This window comes from Longispora albida DSM 44784, from assembly GCF_000379825.1.
Lineage (GTDB): Bacteria > Actinomycetota > Actinomycetes > Mycobacteriales > Micromonosporaceae > Longispora > Longispora albida.
This window is the reverse complement of sequence record NZ_KB903825.1, coordinates 120,369-134,429: the sequence shown is the minus strand read 5'-3', so window position 1 is coordinate 134,429 and position 14,061 is coordinate 120,369. Positions and strand designations below refer to the sequence as shown.

Here is a 14,061-nt window from a genome sequence, read left to right as displayed (position 1 = left end):
CAGCATCGGATCGACCCAGCCGGTGGCCAGCAGGCCCAGCACGGCCAGGACGGCGGTCACCGCGAGGCCTTCCGGCCACGAGTAGCGAGTGGTGTTCATGATTCCCCCAGAGATCTTTCGTTACGCCCCGGCGGCCACGAGCTGCCGGTTCTTCCTGGCCCGCTTCTTGCGCGTCGTCCACAGCCCGCGGGCCAGGTCCCAGATGAGCGGCAGGGTGAGGTAGGACGACAGCAGCAGGTACCCGGCGACGGCCCAGTGCGAGCCCAGCCCCGAGTGCCAGACCGCGTAGCCGAACCCGGCCCACCCGGCCAGCGTGGTCAGCCCCAGCCAGCCGATCGCCAGCCTGCTCACCTTCACGGCGAGCGCCGACCGGCCGCTCCCGGTACCGGTCGGGACCCAGGTCGCGCTGCGGCGGCGGAGCGTGTGCCAGGCCGCGGCGGCTCCGGCGAAGCTCACGACCAGGTGGGCCCGGATCACCTCGATCCGCCAGTACGACTTGGACACGGCCGGGAGCAGCACGAACCACACCCACAGCGGGGCGAGGATCGGCAGGGCGTGCCATGGCCGGATGTCGCCCGGGTAGCCGAACAGCATGACCAGCGGCGGGAGCGGGGCGGCGAAGGCGTTGATGGCGCCGACCGAGTACCCGGCGATGCCGCTCCAGTAGGAGGCCTTCAGCCGCCAGGACGCGCGCATCCGGTGGAAGTCCCGGTCGTGGACCAGGTGCAGGTTGCCCATCGCCCAGCGGTACTGCTGGTTGATGAAGGCCGGCATGGTGTCCGGCGAGATGCCCTTGGCGAGCAGAACCGGAATGTACTGGGTGCGGTATCCGCGCTTGAGTAATTCCAGCCCGGTGTACATGTCCTCGCTGTGGTCCAGCTTCGCGAAACCGCCGATCTCCTCGATGGCCGAGCGCCGGTAAAGCGCATTGCTGCCGCAGCAGATCGCGGCATTGTCGGCGTCGCGGGACGGCTGGAGCCAGCGGAAGAACCATTCCTGCGCCGAGCCGGCCGAGCGCTGGATCCAGTTCATCTCACGACTCGTGTCGAAGAACTGCGGGCTCTGCACGATCCCGACGGCCGGGTCGGACAGATAAGGCGCGAGATGCGCGAGGAAATCGGGCCGGGGACAGAAGTCGGCATCGAAGATCGCGATGTATTCGCCGCCGGTCAGCGTCAGGGCGTTGTTGAGGTTCCCGGCCTTCTTGAGATGCGGCCGGTCGGGCCGGACGTGGTACCGGAAGCCGTGCGCCTCCGCCAGCTCCGCCACCTCTGGGCGCGCCGCGTCGTCGAGCACGTGCACCTCGAGCGGGCCGTCCCAGCGCATCCTGGCCACGTGCCGGTAGGCGTTGGCCAGCACGTCGAGCGGCTCGCCGCAGGTCGGCAGGTAGACGTCGACGCCCGGGTACCGGCCGGGCCGCCAGGAGTGCATCAGCAGCTCGTGGGCCTGCCGGGTGATCCGGCGCTGGCGCTGGCCGTCCACGAGGGACAGCAACCACGCCGCGACGTTGACGGCGAGTACCGCGAGGAAGATCCACAGCGCCGGGTGCCGGAGCGCGAACAGGAACAGCGTCACGGCGGTGAATATGTAGGAGGCGAAGACGGCGAGCAGGACCCAGCGGCGCTGCGGGCCGAAGTACCAGTACAGCTCCTCGTCCGTCGGCGCGGACGGCAGAGCCGGTGTCGCGGGCTGGGCCGCTGCGGGCAAAACGGTGGTTGGAGCGGCTGACGCGGACATGCTGACGCGGAACCCCCCGATTGGGATGCGTTGAATACACGCCGGACGATGCTTTCGGCGCGTGGGCGAACATGCTTGATGGGGCGGTCACCAGAGCGGGATACGAGGCCGGAGGGCCACACTGCTCCACCGGTTCCCGTGCTTTAGTTAACAGGGCTGCCAGTAAGTCTGGCTACCCGGAAAGCCGGGCTGTGAGGCGGCTCACCGCGAGGACAGTCCATACTGGACAGTAGTCGCTATTTCTTTACCCGGAGTTCCATTCCGTTAACCAATTCGGCCTTCCTTTCCGTGCGGGGCCGGCCGGCCTGAGATCATGTCGGGCATGGACGACAGCAGCCGGCGGGTCCGCGCCGTGTACGACGAGATCGCCCCGCGCTTCGCGGAGGTACGCCGCCAGATGCCGGCCGAGCTGGCCGAGCTGGCGGGCCAGTTCCTCCAGGTCGGCGGCGGGGGCGGCCCGGTGCTCGACCTCGGCTGCGGGGCCGGCCGCGACGTCGCGTACCTCGCGGGCCTCGGCGCCAAGGTCACCGGCCTCGACCTCTCCGCCGGGATGCTCGCGGAGGCGGCGGCGCTGACCGGGGCACCACTGGTCCAGGGCGACGCGCGGCGGCTGCCCTTCGCGGACGGCAGCTTCGCCGGCGTGTGGTCGATGGCCGCGCTGCTGCACCTGCCGAGGTCCGAGGCGCCGGGCGCGCTGGCAGAGATCGCCCGGGTGCTCAGGCCCGGCGGGGTACTCGCGCTGAGCATGCAGGCGGGGGAGGGCGAGCGGTGGGAGACCGGGCCCTACGGGGAGCGCAACGCGCGGCTCTTCTCCCGGTACTCCCTGGCTGAGCTGCGCAAGCTCGTCAACGCGTCGGGCCTGGCTGTTGGGGACTCGCGGGCCCACCGGGTGAAGGACGGCCGCGGCTGGATCCAGGTACTCGCCCTCAAAGTCGTTTCGTAACCCCTCCGGCGTGGACTGTTCCGGCCAAAGTGGAGCGCGTGTATAGGAAAGGCATAGGCCGCCCTGTCACTGTATTGGGCATCTTCTATCCATGAGGGAGAGCTCATGCGCCACAGCCGTACCCTTCTCGCCAGCCTGGCCGTCACAGCGGCCGTGCTGGCGACGGCAGCGCCCGCCCACGCGGCGGCACCGGGCTACACGGCACTCGGGGACTCGTACTCCTCGGGCGTCGGCACCCGTGAGTACTACTCCGACTCGGGGGGCTGCCAGCGGTCCCCGCACGCGTACCCGGTCATCGACGCCGGCCGGCTCGGCGCCACGCTCACCTTCGCCGCGTGCAGTGGCGCCCGGGTGACCGACGTGCAGGGGCAGCTCGGCGCGCTCAACAGCGGCACGAGCTACGTGACCGTCTCGGTCGGCGGCAACGACGCCGGCTTCGCCGACGTGATCACGCAGTGCGCGAAGCCGTGGCCGTACACCTGCACCACCGAGATCAACAACGCCAACAACTTCATCCGCAACACGCTGCCCGCCCGGCTCGACGGCCTGTACGCGCAGATCAAGGCCAAGGCGCCCAACGCGCGCGTCGCGGTCGTCGGCTACCCGAGGCTGTTCAACGGCCAGGAGTGCAACTTCTTCGCCCGGATCTCGCCCGGCGAGCAGTCGGCGCTGAACGGCACCGCTGACCTCCTCGCCACGACGACAGCCGGACGGGCCGCGGCGGCCGGGTTCGCCTTCGTGGACTCCCGTGCGGCCTTCACCGGCCACGCCGTCTGCTCCAGCAGCGAGTGGGTCAACGGCCTGTCCAACCCGGTCAGCGAGTCCTACCACCCGAACCGGGCCGGTCAGGTGGGCTACGCCAACATCGTCGAGCCGGTGCTGCGCGGCACGGCGGCCGCGCCGGCGTTCAAGGACACCACGCCGTCCCTGACCGACCCGGCGAAGATCAAGGCGATCCTCGACGCCGAGGCCAAGGCCGACGCGCGGGCCGCGGGCTTCGTCGCCGCCGACTAGAGGCGCGAGCGGCACGAGGGCGGTCCCAGCCGGGGCCGCCCTCTCGCCTGTAGTGGACGGACGAATACGGCGATTCTTCCTGTAAATCGTGCTAATCGCCGTGGATTTTGCCCTGATTCCGGTAGGACGCTCCGATGGCTGCCGAGGTGTTCGCCCGCCGTAAATCCCTGCCATACCAGGGTTTCGCCTGCTGCGGGAAGCACCTCCCGGCATGTGATGTATGACATTGTTCACGCCACGCCTCACCGCCGAGGCGTCCGGGATCATCCCGGTTCACCCCTTTGAGGATGTGGCGATGAGCAAACCCCTCGGCTTCGCCAAGCTGCTGTTGGCCGGCCTGGTGACGGGAGCGGTCACCACCGGGCTGATCGCGGCACCCGCCGCGGCAGCCCCGGCGGAACGCCCGGCCCCGGCCGGCAAGACCCACCCGGCGGCCCTCCCGCCGGCCCGTGGCCAGCAGACGGCCACCCCGGCCGTCAGCGCGGCGGGCAGCGTGCTGACCATCTCGTACTCCTGCGACGCCAGCCACAAGATCCGCGCGCAGGACATGACCAGCTCCGAGCTGGCCGCGACCTGCCAGAGCCTGCTGAACCAGGACGCCTTCTTCTACGGCGTCGTCGGGAGCAACGGCCAGCCCGTCGCGAACGACCTCAACACCAGCATCGAGATCAACGTCTACAACTCCAGCACCGACTACCAGAACCACGCCGGCGCAGAGTTCGGGATCAGCACCAACAACGGCGGCATGTACCTCGAAGGCGACCCGTCCAGGGCAGGCAACCAGGCCCGGTTCATCGCCTACGAGGCCGAGTGGCTGCGCCCGGTCTTCGCGATCTGGAACCTCAACCACGAGTACACCCACTACCTCGACGGCCGCTACGACATGTGGGGCGACTTCCGCCAGTCGAGCGGCGCGAACACCATCTGGTGGATCGAGGGCGTCGCCGAGTACGTCTCCTACAGCTACCGCGGCGTGGCGTACACCTCGGCGATCGCGGAGGCGCGCAAGGGCACGTACACGCTCAGCACCGTCTTCGACACCACCTACCGGCACAGCGCCAGCCGGATCTACGACTGGGGCTACCTCGGTGTCCGGTACATGCTGGAGCGCCACCCGGCGGACGTGACGACCCTGCTCGGCTACTACCGGGCCGGCAAGTACACGAACGCGCGGAACTTCCTCCGCAACACCATCGGTACCCGCTACGACGCCGACTTCAAGGTGTGGCTGGCGGCGTGCGGCGCCGGAGCCTGCTCCTAGGAGACAACAGGGCCGGTGGCCGCGTACCAGTGACGCGGCCACCGGCTCTGCCCGATAGCATTCCCAGCAGGGCCGCTGACCGGCGGCCGGAGCGCCGGGAGACCGGCCCTGCTGAAGGAGAAACACGGTGTCCGCACTGAACCCAGCCGTCAAGGCCGACGCACCTGCGCGCGTTCTGGTCCCGGCCGGGACGACGGCTGCGGAGGCCGTGGAGGCGGCGGGACTGCCAACTACCGGCCCCAAGGCTGTCGTCGTCGTGAGGACTGACGACGGCACACTCAAGGACCTGTCCTGGACTCCGGACAGCGACACCGGGGCCGAGGCCGTCGCCCTCGACAGCCCCGACGGCCTGAACGTCCTGCGCCACTCGGCGGCCCACGTCCTCGCCCAGGCGGTGCAGGACGTCTACCCCGAGGCCAAGCTGGGTATCGGCCCGCCGATCCTCAACGGCTTCTACTACGACTTCTCCGTCGACAAGCCCTTCCACCCGGATGACCTGTCCAAGCTCGAGAAGCGCATGCAGGAGATCATCAAGTCCGGGCAGAAGTTCTCCCGCCGGGTCTTCGGCACCCTCGACGAGGCCAAGGCCGAGCTGAAGGACGAGCCGTTCAAGCTCGAGCTGGTCGACATCAAGGGCGACGTGGACCCCGACGTCATGGAGGTGGGCGGCGGCGAGCTGTCCATCTACGACAACCTCGACGCGAAGACCGGCGAGAAGTGCTGGGGCGACCTGTGCCGTGGCCCGCACCTGCCGACCACCCGGCACATCCCGGCCTTCAAGCTGATGCGCTCCGCCGCAGCCTACTGGCGCGGCTCCGAGAAGAACCCGCAGCTCCAGCGGATCTACGGCACCGCGTGGCCGACCCGCGACGCGCTCAAGGAGCACCTGCGCCTGCTGGAGGAGGCCGCCAAGCGCGACCACCGCAAGATCGGCGCTGACCTCGACCTGTTCAGCTTCCCCGACGAGATCGGCTCCGGGCTGGCCGTCTTCCACCCCAAGGGCGGCATCATCCGCCGGGAGATGGAGAACTACTCGCGGCTGCGCCACGAGCAGGCCGGGTACCAGTTCGTGAACACCCCGCACATCGCGAAGGGCTCGCTGTTCGAGATCTCCGGGCACCTGCAGTGGTACAAGGACGGCATGTACCCGCCCATGCAGCTCGACGGCGCCGACTACTACGCGAAGCCGATGAACTGCCCGTTCCACAACCTGATCTTCCGTTCGCGGGGCCGCTCGTACCGTGAGCTGCCGCTGCGGATGTTCGAGTTCGGCACCGTGTACCGGTTCGAGAAGTCCGGCGTGGTGCACGGCCTGACCCGGGTCCGCGGCCTGACCCAGGACGACGCGCACATCTACTGCACCAAGGAGCAGATGGGCGCCGAGCTGAAGAACCTGCTCACCTTCGTCCTCGACCTGCTCCGCGACTACGGCCTCACCGAGTTCTACCTGGAACTGTCCACTCGCGACGACTCGCCGAAGTTCGTGGGCGAGCCGGAGGAGTGGGAGGAGGCCACCGAGGCGCTCCGCCAGGCGGCGGAGGAGTCGGGCCTGGAGCTGGTGCCGGACCCGGGTGGCGCGGCCTTCTACGGCCCGAAGATCTCGGTGCAGTGCAAGGACGCCATCGGCCGTACCTGGCAGATGTCCACGATCCAGGTCGACTTCCAGCTCCCGCAGCGCTTCGAGCTGGAGTTCAACGGCCCCGACGGCTCCCGGCCGCGCCCGATCATGATCCACCGGGCGCTGTTCGGCTCGATCGAGCGGTTCTTCGGCGTGCTCACCGAGCACTACGCCGGGGCGTTCCCGGCCTGGCTGGCGCCGGTGCAGGTGGTCGGCATCCCGGTCCGCGACGAGAACGTCCCGTACCTCACCGACTTCGTCGAGAAGCTGGTCAAGGAGGGTATCCGGGCCGAGGTCGACGCCTCAGACGACCGGATGCAGAAGAAGATCCGCACGGCGCAGCAGCAGAAGATCCCGTTCATGGTGATCGTGGGCGACGACGACGCGGCCGGCGGCACCGTGAGCTTCCGGTACCGGGACGGCTCGCAGCGCAACAACGTGCCGATCGCCGAGGCCGTCGCGCACGTGACCGAGGTCGTCCGCTCGCGGGTCAACACGGGGCCTTCCGCGGAGTAGTAGTGCCACGGGCCCGCCGTCGCGCGGCGGGCCGGTGGTCACGGAGTACAAGATGAAGATTGTGATCTTGATCTAACGCGCGGTGGCCCGGTGAGCGGAAATCTGACAAGCGGAAAAGACGCCCTAGTACTGCGGTACTTGGGCGTTTTCTCCGCGCAGCTCAGATTTTCGCTCACCGGGCCGGCACAATCTAAGATCGCGGGATGACGGATGACCGGTTGCAGCGGCTGTGGACACCGCACCGGATGGCCTACGTGGCCGGCGGGGAGAACAATCCTGTGGGCGACGGGCCGGACGGCTGCCCGTTCTGCCGGTCGCAGGACCGGCCCGACGACGAGGTCAACATCGTCGTGCGCGGCGAGCACGTCTTCGTGCTGCTGAATCTGTACCCGTACAACTCCGGTCACCTGATGGTCTGCCCGAAGCGGCACGTCGCCGACTACACGGACCTGACGCCGGGGGAGACGGCGGAGCTGGCCAGCTTCACGCAGAAGTCCATGCGTGCCCTGCGCGCCGCCCAGCAGCCGCACGGCTTCAACATCGGGATGAACCAGGGCTCGGCCGCCGGGGCCGGGATCGCCGCGCACCTGCACCAGCACATCGTGCCGAGGTGGAGCGGCGACGCGAACTTCATGCCGATCGTCGGCCAGACGAAGGTGATCCCGCAGCTGCTGCCCGAGACCCGCAAGCTCCTCGTCGAGGCGTGGGCCGCCCTTGACTAGCAGGCGCGGGTTCTTCCGGGGGGCGTTGCTGGTCGCTGGCGGGGCTGTGCTGGGCGCTGCCTCGTCGAAGGTGCCCCGGTGGTTCGGGCCGGACCGGCAGCCGCTCCAGGGCGGGTACGCGGCGGGCAGTGACCGTAACCTGTGGCCTGCGGAGGGGCAGCAGGGCGTCACGTGGCACGTGAGTACCGACCAGCCGCTCGTCGCGCTGACGTTCGACGACGGGCCGGGGCCGAACTACACGCCGCTCGTGCTGGACACTCTGGACAAGTACGACGCGCCAGCCACGTTCTTCATGGTCGGCGAGCGGCTGGCCGAGCACCACAAGCTCGTCGAGGGCAGGCTCGGGCGGCACGAGGTCGGCAACCACACGTGGAGTCACGCCGACCTGTCCGAACAGGACTTCGACGGGGTGACCCGCCAGCTCAAGCGGACCCACGACGCGATCGTCACGTACACGGGGCGGGTGCCGAGGCTGCTGCGGCCGCCGTGGGGGCACCTGGGCGGGTCGACGCTGCTGGCGGCGAACGCGCTCGGGTACGACGTGGTGCTCTGGTCGTACCAGATGCACGAGAAGCGGTACGCGCAGAATCCGCAGGCGCAGATCAGCGACATCGTCACGAAGTCGCGGCCCGGCGAGATCATCCTGGCCCACGACTACGGCGACCAGCAGCGGCTCGTCGCGCTGGGCCACCTCGGCCCGATGATCGAGGGCCTGCGGGCCCGTGGCATGAAGCTGGTCACGGTGTCGGAGCTGCTGGCGGCGGGCAGGGTCCGGCCTCCGAAAGGTCCATAGTGGAGACCTGGGAGGCCGGAGCGCCCGGCGTTCTCCGCCTGCCCTCCGGCCGGCTGGTGCGCGGCCGGGGCCTGCGCCGGCCGCCTCCGCCGGGACCGTCACCGGCCTTCGGTGTGTACCTGCTGGGCAAGCCCCCGCCCCAGGTCCCCTGGCCGGCGCTCTGGCTGCGCTGGCCGGACTTCTGGCTGCCGTCCGATTCCGGCGCGGCCCGGGCGGCCTTCACCGAGGCGCTGGACCGGGCCGGGACCGGGCGCGTCGAGCTGGCGTGTGCCGGAGGCCGGGGCCGCACGGGCACAGCGCTCGCCTGCCTGGCCGTGCTCGACGGGATACCGCCCCTCGACGCCGTCGCGTACGTGCGCGAGCACTACGACCGGCACGCCGTCGAGACACCGTGGCAGCGCCGGTACGTGGCCCGGGGCGGATGGAGACCGCCCCGGGGCTGAGTCACGCGTTCGTGTCCTTGCGGACCTGCTCTGCGACGTGAGCGGGCATCGGGTCGAAGCGGGCGAAGGACCGGCGGAACGTCCCGGTGCCCGACGTCATCGCGCGCAGCTCGACGGCGTAGCGGAGCAGCTCGATGGCCGGCACCTCCGCCCGGACCTGGGTACGGTCGGCGGCGCCGGTCAGCTCCGGCTCGCTGCCGAGCACCCGGCCGCGCCGGCTGGACAGGTCGCTGAGGACCGCGCCGACGTAGTTGTCGGGGACGACGATGGTGACATCGTCCACGGGTTCGAGGAGGGTGACCTGGCCCTTGTCAGCCGCGTCCTTGAGCGCCAGGGCCCCGGCAGTCTGGAACGCCGCGTCGGAGGAGTCCACGCTGTGCGCCTTGCCGTCGACGAGGGTCACCTTGAGGTCGACGACCAGGTTGCCGGTGACCAGGCCCCGCTCCAGCTGGTGCCGGATGCCCTTCTCGACGCTCGGGATGTACGCCTTCGGCACGGCCCCGCCGACCACCCGGTCGTGGAACTCGAAGCCTGAGCCCTGCGGCAGCGGCTCCACCTCGATGTCGCACACCGCGTACTGCCCGTGCCCGCCGGACTGCTTGACGTGCCGCCCGTGCCCCTTGGCGGCCGCGCCGAACGTCTCCCGGAACGCCACCCGCACCGGCTCGATCTCCAGCTCCACCCCGCCGGCCCGCAGCCGGTCGAGCACGACGTCGGCGTGCGCCTCGCCCATGCACCACAGCACGAGCTGGTGGGTCTCCGGGCTGCGCTCCAGCCGCAGGGTCGGGTCGCCGGCCACCAGGCGGGCCAGGTTCTTCGCGAGGTTGTCCTCGTCGGCACGGCTCTTGGCGACGATGGCGATCGGCAGCAGCGGCTCCGGCATCTCCCACGGGGCGATCAGCAGCGGCTTGTCCTTGGCGGAGATCGTGTCACCGGTCTCTGCGCTGGCCGACTTGGTGATCGCGCAGATGTCGCCGGCCACGCAGTAGGAGACCTCGCGGAGCTGGGCGCCGAGCGGGGCGAACAGGTGCGCCACCCGCTCGTCGGCGTCGTGGTCGGGGTGGCCGCGCTCGGCGAGCCCGTGGCCGGAGATGTGCAGGGCCTGTTCGGGGCGCAGGGTGCCGGAGAAGACACGGACCAGCGACACCCGGCCGACGTACGGGTCGATCGTGGTCTTCACGACCTCGGCGACCAGCGGGCCGTCCGGGTCGCACGCCAGCTCGTCGCGCGGGCTGCCGTCGGTCCCGGTGACGGCGGGCAGCGCGTGTTCGAGCGGGGAGGGGAAGGCCTTCGTGACGACCTCCAGGAGCACGTCGAGCCCGAGGCCGGTCAGCGAGCACACCGGGATCACCGGGTAGAAGCTGCCGCGCGCGACGGCCGTCTCCAGGTCGTCGACGAGCGTGCCGACGCTGATCTCCTCGCCGGCCAGGTACCGGTCCATCAGGGTCTCGTCCTCGCTCTCGGCGATGATCCCCTCGATCAGCTCGGCCCGGGACTCCTCGATCGCGGTCACGTGCTCCGGATCGGGCTCCTTCACCACCGCCGGGTACCCGCCGGAGTAGTCGAACACCCGCTGCGTGAGCAGGCTCAGCAGCCCGGCCACGCTGTCGTCGTCGCCGTGCATCGGCAGGTAGAGCGGCATGACGCCCTCGCCGAACACCCGCTGGCACAGCGCGACCATCTCGTCGAAGTCCGCCCGGTGGTGGTCCATCCTGGCCACGGCGACCGCGCGGGGCATGCCGACGGCGGCGCACTCCTCCCACAGGGCGACCGTGGCGGCGTCCATGCCGTCCACGGCGGACACCACGAACAGCGCGGCGTCGGCGGCCCGCAGGCCTGCCCGCAGCTCACCGGTGAAGTCGGCGTAGCCGGGGGTGTCGAGCAGGTTCACCTTGATGCCCTCGTGCACGAACGGCGCGCACGACAGGCTCACGGACCGCTGCTGGCGGATCGCCGCCGGGTCGTGGTCGGTGACCGTCGTGCCCTCCGTGACCGAGCCGGCCCGGGAGATCGTCCCGGTCGCGGCCAGCAGGGCCTCGGCGAGGGTGGTCTTGCCAGCTCCCGAGTGACCGACGAGCACCACGCTGCGGACAGCGTCCGGCCGCTCCGCTACCGGCGCGGGGCCGGTCACCCCTCGTTCCGGGTTCTTCTGGGCCATTCGTCCCTCCCAAGATCGACGGAGTGTGACCGGTGTCACGACTCTGTGTCCGATTCCATACCCGGAAGACCGGGTAGCGCAACCCTTGACGCTACCTGGCCGACGTCAGGCCTCTGGCAGTTGGCCCGTATCGTGTAGCCCGACATGGCAAAGCTTCTCAGTGTGTTCGGGCGGGCCGGGGCGGCCCGCGTGCTGGACCCGGTCGGCGCGGCCCTCGTCCGCGCCGGCGTCTCGCCCAACACCGTCACCGTGGCCGGTACCGCCGGCGTGCTCATCGGCTGCCTGGGTTTCGTGACCCGCGGCCACATCCTCACCGGCCTGATCATCGTCACGCTGAGCTGCCTCACCGACCTGGTCGACGGCGCGATGGCCCGGGCGAAGGGCGGCGGCAGCACGTTCGGCGCCTTCCTCGACTCGACGATGGACCGGGTCGCCGACGGCGCGATCTTCGGCTCGCTCGCCTTCTGGCTCGGCACGCAGGACCGGCCGTGGGCCGCCGGCGCCGCCCTGCTGGCGCTCGTCCTCGGCCAGGTCGTCTCCTACGCCAAGGCCCGCGCCGAGGGCCTCGGGATGACCTGCAACGTGGGCGTCGCCGAGCGGCCGGAGCGGCTGATCCTGATCGGGATCGGCGGCCTCGGCTCGATGGCGTGGCCGTGGTTCATGGACGGCGCCCTGTGGCTGCTCGCCGTCCTGTCCCTGATCACGGTCTGGCAGCGGATGGCCCACGTGTACAGGCAGGCCACCAGGTGAACGCCCAGGAGCTCGCGTACACAGCTGCCTGGCGCCTGGTCCGCGCGCTCCCGGAGGGCGTGGCCAGGGCACTGTTCCGTGCCGGAGCCGACCGGGCCGCCCGCAAGCGCGGCCCCGGGGTCCAGCGCCTGGAGCGCAACCTGGCCCGCGTCGCGCCCGGCGCCGACCTGGCCGCGCTGACCCGGGCAGGGATGCGCTCCTACGCCCGGTACTGGATGGAGGCCTTCCGGCTGCCCTCCCGCAGCAGGGAGCAGATCGCCCGGGGCTTCCGCCTCGACGGCGGCGACATCCTGATCAAGCACGCGCAGGCCGGCGAGGGCGCGGTGGTCGCACTCCCGCACGGCGGCAACTGGGACGCGGCGGGCGCCTGGGCGGCCGCGAACGGCATCCCGCTCACCACGGTCGCCGAGCGCCTCAAGCCCGAGAGCGTGTACCGCAAGTTCCTCGCCTTCCGCGAGGGCCTGGGCATGCAGATCATCCCTGAGCGGGGCGGCGACCGGGCACCGATGGAGGTCCTGGTGGAACGGGTGGCCGCCGGTCATCTCGTACCGCTGCTCGCCGACCGTGACCTGTCCCGCCGTGGCGTCGAGGTGACCTTCTTCGGCGGGCGTACCCGGATGCCGGTCGGCCCGGCCCTGCTGGCCCTGCGCACGGGAGCCCCGCTCTACACCGTCTCGATGTGGTACGAACCGGACGCGGCGTGCGGCAGGCTCGAAGGCCCCCTCCCCGTACCGGAACACGGCTCCCTCGCCGAGCGCGCCGCGGCCCTCACCCAGACGGTGGCCGACTCGCTCGCCAAGGGCATCGCCGAGCACCCCGAGGACTGGCACATGCTCCAGAAGCTGTGGCTGGACGAGAAGGCCGGCCAGACCGCGGTGGCGGCGGTGGACGAGAATTGAGCATGCGGATCGGCATCGTGTGCCCGTACTCCTTCGACGTCCCCGGCGGCGTCCAGTACCACATCCGTGACCTCGCCGAGGCGCTGATCGCCCTCGGCCACGAGGTCAGCGTGCTCGCCCCGGCGGAGGACGAGCGGGAGCTGCCGCCGTACGCGGTGTCGGCGGGCCGGGCTGTCGCGGTGAAGTACAACGGCTCGGTGGCCCGGCTGACCTTCGGCCCGATCTCGGCCGCCCGGGTGCGGCGCTGGCTGGCCAGGGGCCAGTTCGACGTGCTGCACGTGCACGAGCCGGTGACCCCGAGCCTGTCGATGATGGCGACGCTGGCCGCCCGTGGCCCCGTGGTGGCGACCTTCCACACCGCGATGACCCGCTCGCGGACGATGGCGGCGGGCGCGAGCCTGCTCCAGCTCGTCCTGGAGAAGATCACCGCCCGGATCGCCGTGAGCGCCCTGGCGCGGAAGGTGCAGGTCGAGCACCTGGGCGGCGGGGCGGTGGAGATCCCGAACGGTGTGGCCGTCAGCGCCTTCGCCGGCGTGCCCCCGCTCGACGGCTGGCCGGGGGACGGCGGCACCGTCGGGTTCCTCGGCCGGTTCAATGAGCCGCGCAAGGGCTTCGACGTGCTGGTCAGGGCCTTCGCCCAGATCGCGCCGGACCGGCCCGGCCTGCGGCTCCTGCTGGCCGGCCCTGGAGAACTGTCCGAAGTGGACATGCCGGAGATCGTCCGCGAACGCCTGACCTACCTCGGCAAGGTGTCCGACGAGGACCGGGCCCGGATGCTGCGCAGCCTCGACGTGTACGTGGCCCCGAACATCGGCGGCGAGTCCTTCGGCATGATCCTGACCGAGGCGATGGCGGCCGGGGCGACGATCCTCGCGAGCGACATCGACGCGTTCCGCCGCGTCCTCGACGACGGCCGGGGTGGCGAGGTCTTCCCGGTCGGCGACGCTGACGCGCTCGCGGCCCAGCTCGCGGCACTGCTGGACGATCCGGGCCGCAGGGCAGAGCTGTCGGCGGGCGCGTCCAGGGCGGTGTCGGCGTACGACTGGCCGGTCGTCGCCAAGCGCATCGTCGAGGTCTACGCGACCGCGATCTCGGCGACGACGGGCGTGGTCGTGGGCGACGACCCGGAACTCGACGCCCGCCTGGCCGGCCTGCCGTAAACCTGCTCCCGTACATGGACCCGGAGGGCGCCGCGGTCCCCGGGCCC

At 70.7% G+C, this 14,061-nt stretch carries 12 protein-coding genes; 10 read left to right on the top strand and 2 right to left on the bottom strand.

Going from position 1 to position 14,061, the window contains the following annotated elements; translation table 11 throughout:
- Positions 1–120: 120 nt before the first annotated feature.
- Positions 121–1,737, bottom strand: a complete 1,617-nt coding sequence (locus A3G1_RS0114315; protein WP_083936932.1) for a glycosyltransferase family 2 protein — start codon at positions 1,735–1,737, stop codon at positions 121–123.
- Positions 1,738–2,059: 322 nt separating this feature from the next.
- On the opposite strand from A3G1_RS0114315, the gene A3G1_RS34880 reads away from it, so the two are divergent.
- The 7 genes from A3G1_RS34880 (at position 2,060) to A3G1_RS0114280 (ending at position 9,047) form a co-directional block, all read left to right on the top strand.
- Positions 2,060–2,680, top strand: a complete 621-nt coding sequence (locus tag A3G1_RS34880) for a class I SAM-dependent methyltransferase (RefSeq protein WP_051110534.1) — start codon at positions 2,060–2,062, stop codon at positions 2,678–2,680.
- 105 nt (positions 2,681–2,785) lie between these two features.
- A complete protein-coding gene (locus A3G1_RS0114305) occupies positions 2,786–3,694 on the top strand; it encodes an SGNH/GDSL hydrolase family protein (RefSeq protein ID WP_018350164.1) in 909 nt (302 codons plus the stop codon).
- Between the two features lie 295 nt (positions 3,695–3,989).
- Complete coding sequence (locus A3G1_RS34875) at positions 3,990–4,955, top strand: collagenase (protein WP_018350163.1); 966 nt, start codon at positions 3,990–3,992, stop codon at positions 4,953–4,955.
- Between the two features lie 127 nt (positions 4,956–5,082).
- Positions 5,083–7,089 (top strand): threonine--tRNA ligase, encoded by a 2,007-nt coding sequence (gene thrS / locus A3G1_RS0114295; RefSeq protein WP_018350162.1) that lies wholly within the window; start codon positions 5,083–5,085, stop codon positions 7,087–7,089.
- Positions 7,090–7,292: 203 nt separating this feature from the next.
- Positions 7,293–7,811 (top strand): HIT family protein, encoded by a 519-nt coding sequence (locus A3G1_RS0114290; RefSeq protein WP_026212130.1) that lies wholly within the window; start codon positions 7,293–7,295, stop codon positions 7,809–7,811.
- The gene (locus A3G1_RS0114285) at positions 7,804–8,604 is read left to right on the top strand and encodes a polysaccharide deacetylase family protein (RefSeq protein ID WP_040478394.1); all 801 of its coding nucleotides are present in this window, start codon (positions 7,804–7,806) and stop codon (positions 8,602–8,604) included. The genes A3G1_RS0114290 and A3G1_RS0114285 overlap by 8 nt, the downstream gene beginning before the upstream one ends.
- Positions 8,604–9,047: a protein-tyrosine phosphatase family protein gene (locus A3G1_RS0114280; RefSeq protein WP_018350159.1), complete on the top strand. Its 444-nt coding sequence runs from the start codon at positions 8,604–8,606 to the stop codon at positions 9,045–9,047. The genes A3G1_RS0114285 and A3G1_RS0114280 overlap by 1 nt, the downstream gene beginning before the upstream one ends.
- A gap of 1 nt (position 9,048) precedes the next feature.
- Here A3G1_RS0114280 and A3G1_RS0114275 read toward each other — a convergent pair whose 3' ends face one another.
- Entirely contained in the window at positions 9,049–11,205 is a 2,157-nt protein-coding gene (locus A3G1_RS0114275; RefSeq protein ID WP_018350158.1) for an elongation factor G-like protein EF-G2, read from the bottom strand.
- 144 nt (positions 11,206–11,349) lie between these two features.
- On the opposite strand from A3G1_RS0114275, the gene pgsA reads away from it, so the two are divergent.
- The 3 genes from pgsA to A3G1_RS0114260 are packed head-to-tail and all read left to right on the top strand — an operon-like array spanning position 11,350 to position 14,014.
- A complete protein-coding gene (gene pgsA, locus A3G1_RS0114270) occupies positions 11,350–11,955 on the top strand; it encodes a phosphatidylinositol phosphate synthase (RefSeq protein WP_018350157.1) in 606 nt (201 codons plus the stop codon).
- Positions 11,952–12,854, top strand: a complete 903-nt coding sequence (locus A3G1_RS0114265) for a phosphatidylinositol mannoside acyltransferase (RefSeq protein WP_018350156.1) — start codon at positions 11,952–11,954, stop codon at positions 12,852–12,854. Before pgsA ends, A3G1_RS0114265 begins: the two co-directional genes overlap by 4 nt.
- A 2-nt stretch (positions 12,855–12,856) precedes the next feature.
- A complete protein-coding gene (locus A3G1_RS0114260) occupies positions 12,857–14,014 on the top strand; it encodes a glycosyltransferase family 4 protein (RefSeq protein ID WP_018350155.1) in 1,158 nt (385 codons plus the stop codon).
- The last annotated feature ends 47 nt before the right edge of the window (positions 14,015–14,061 follow it).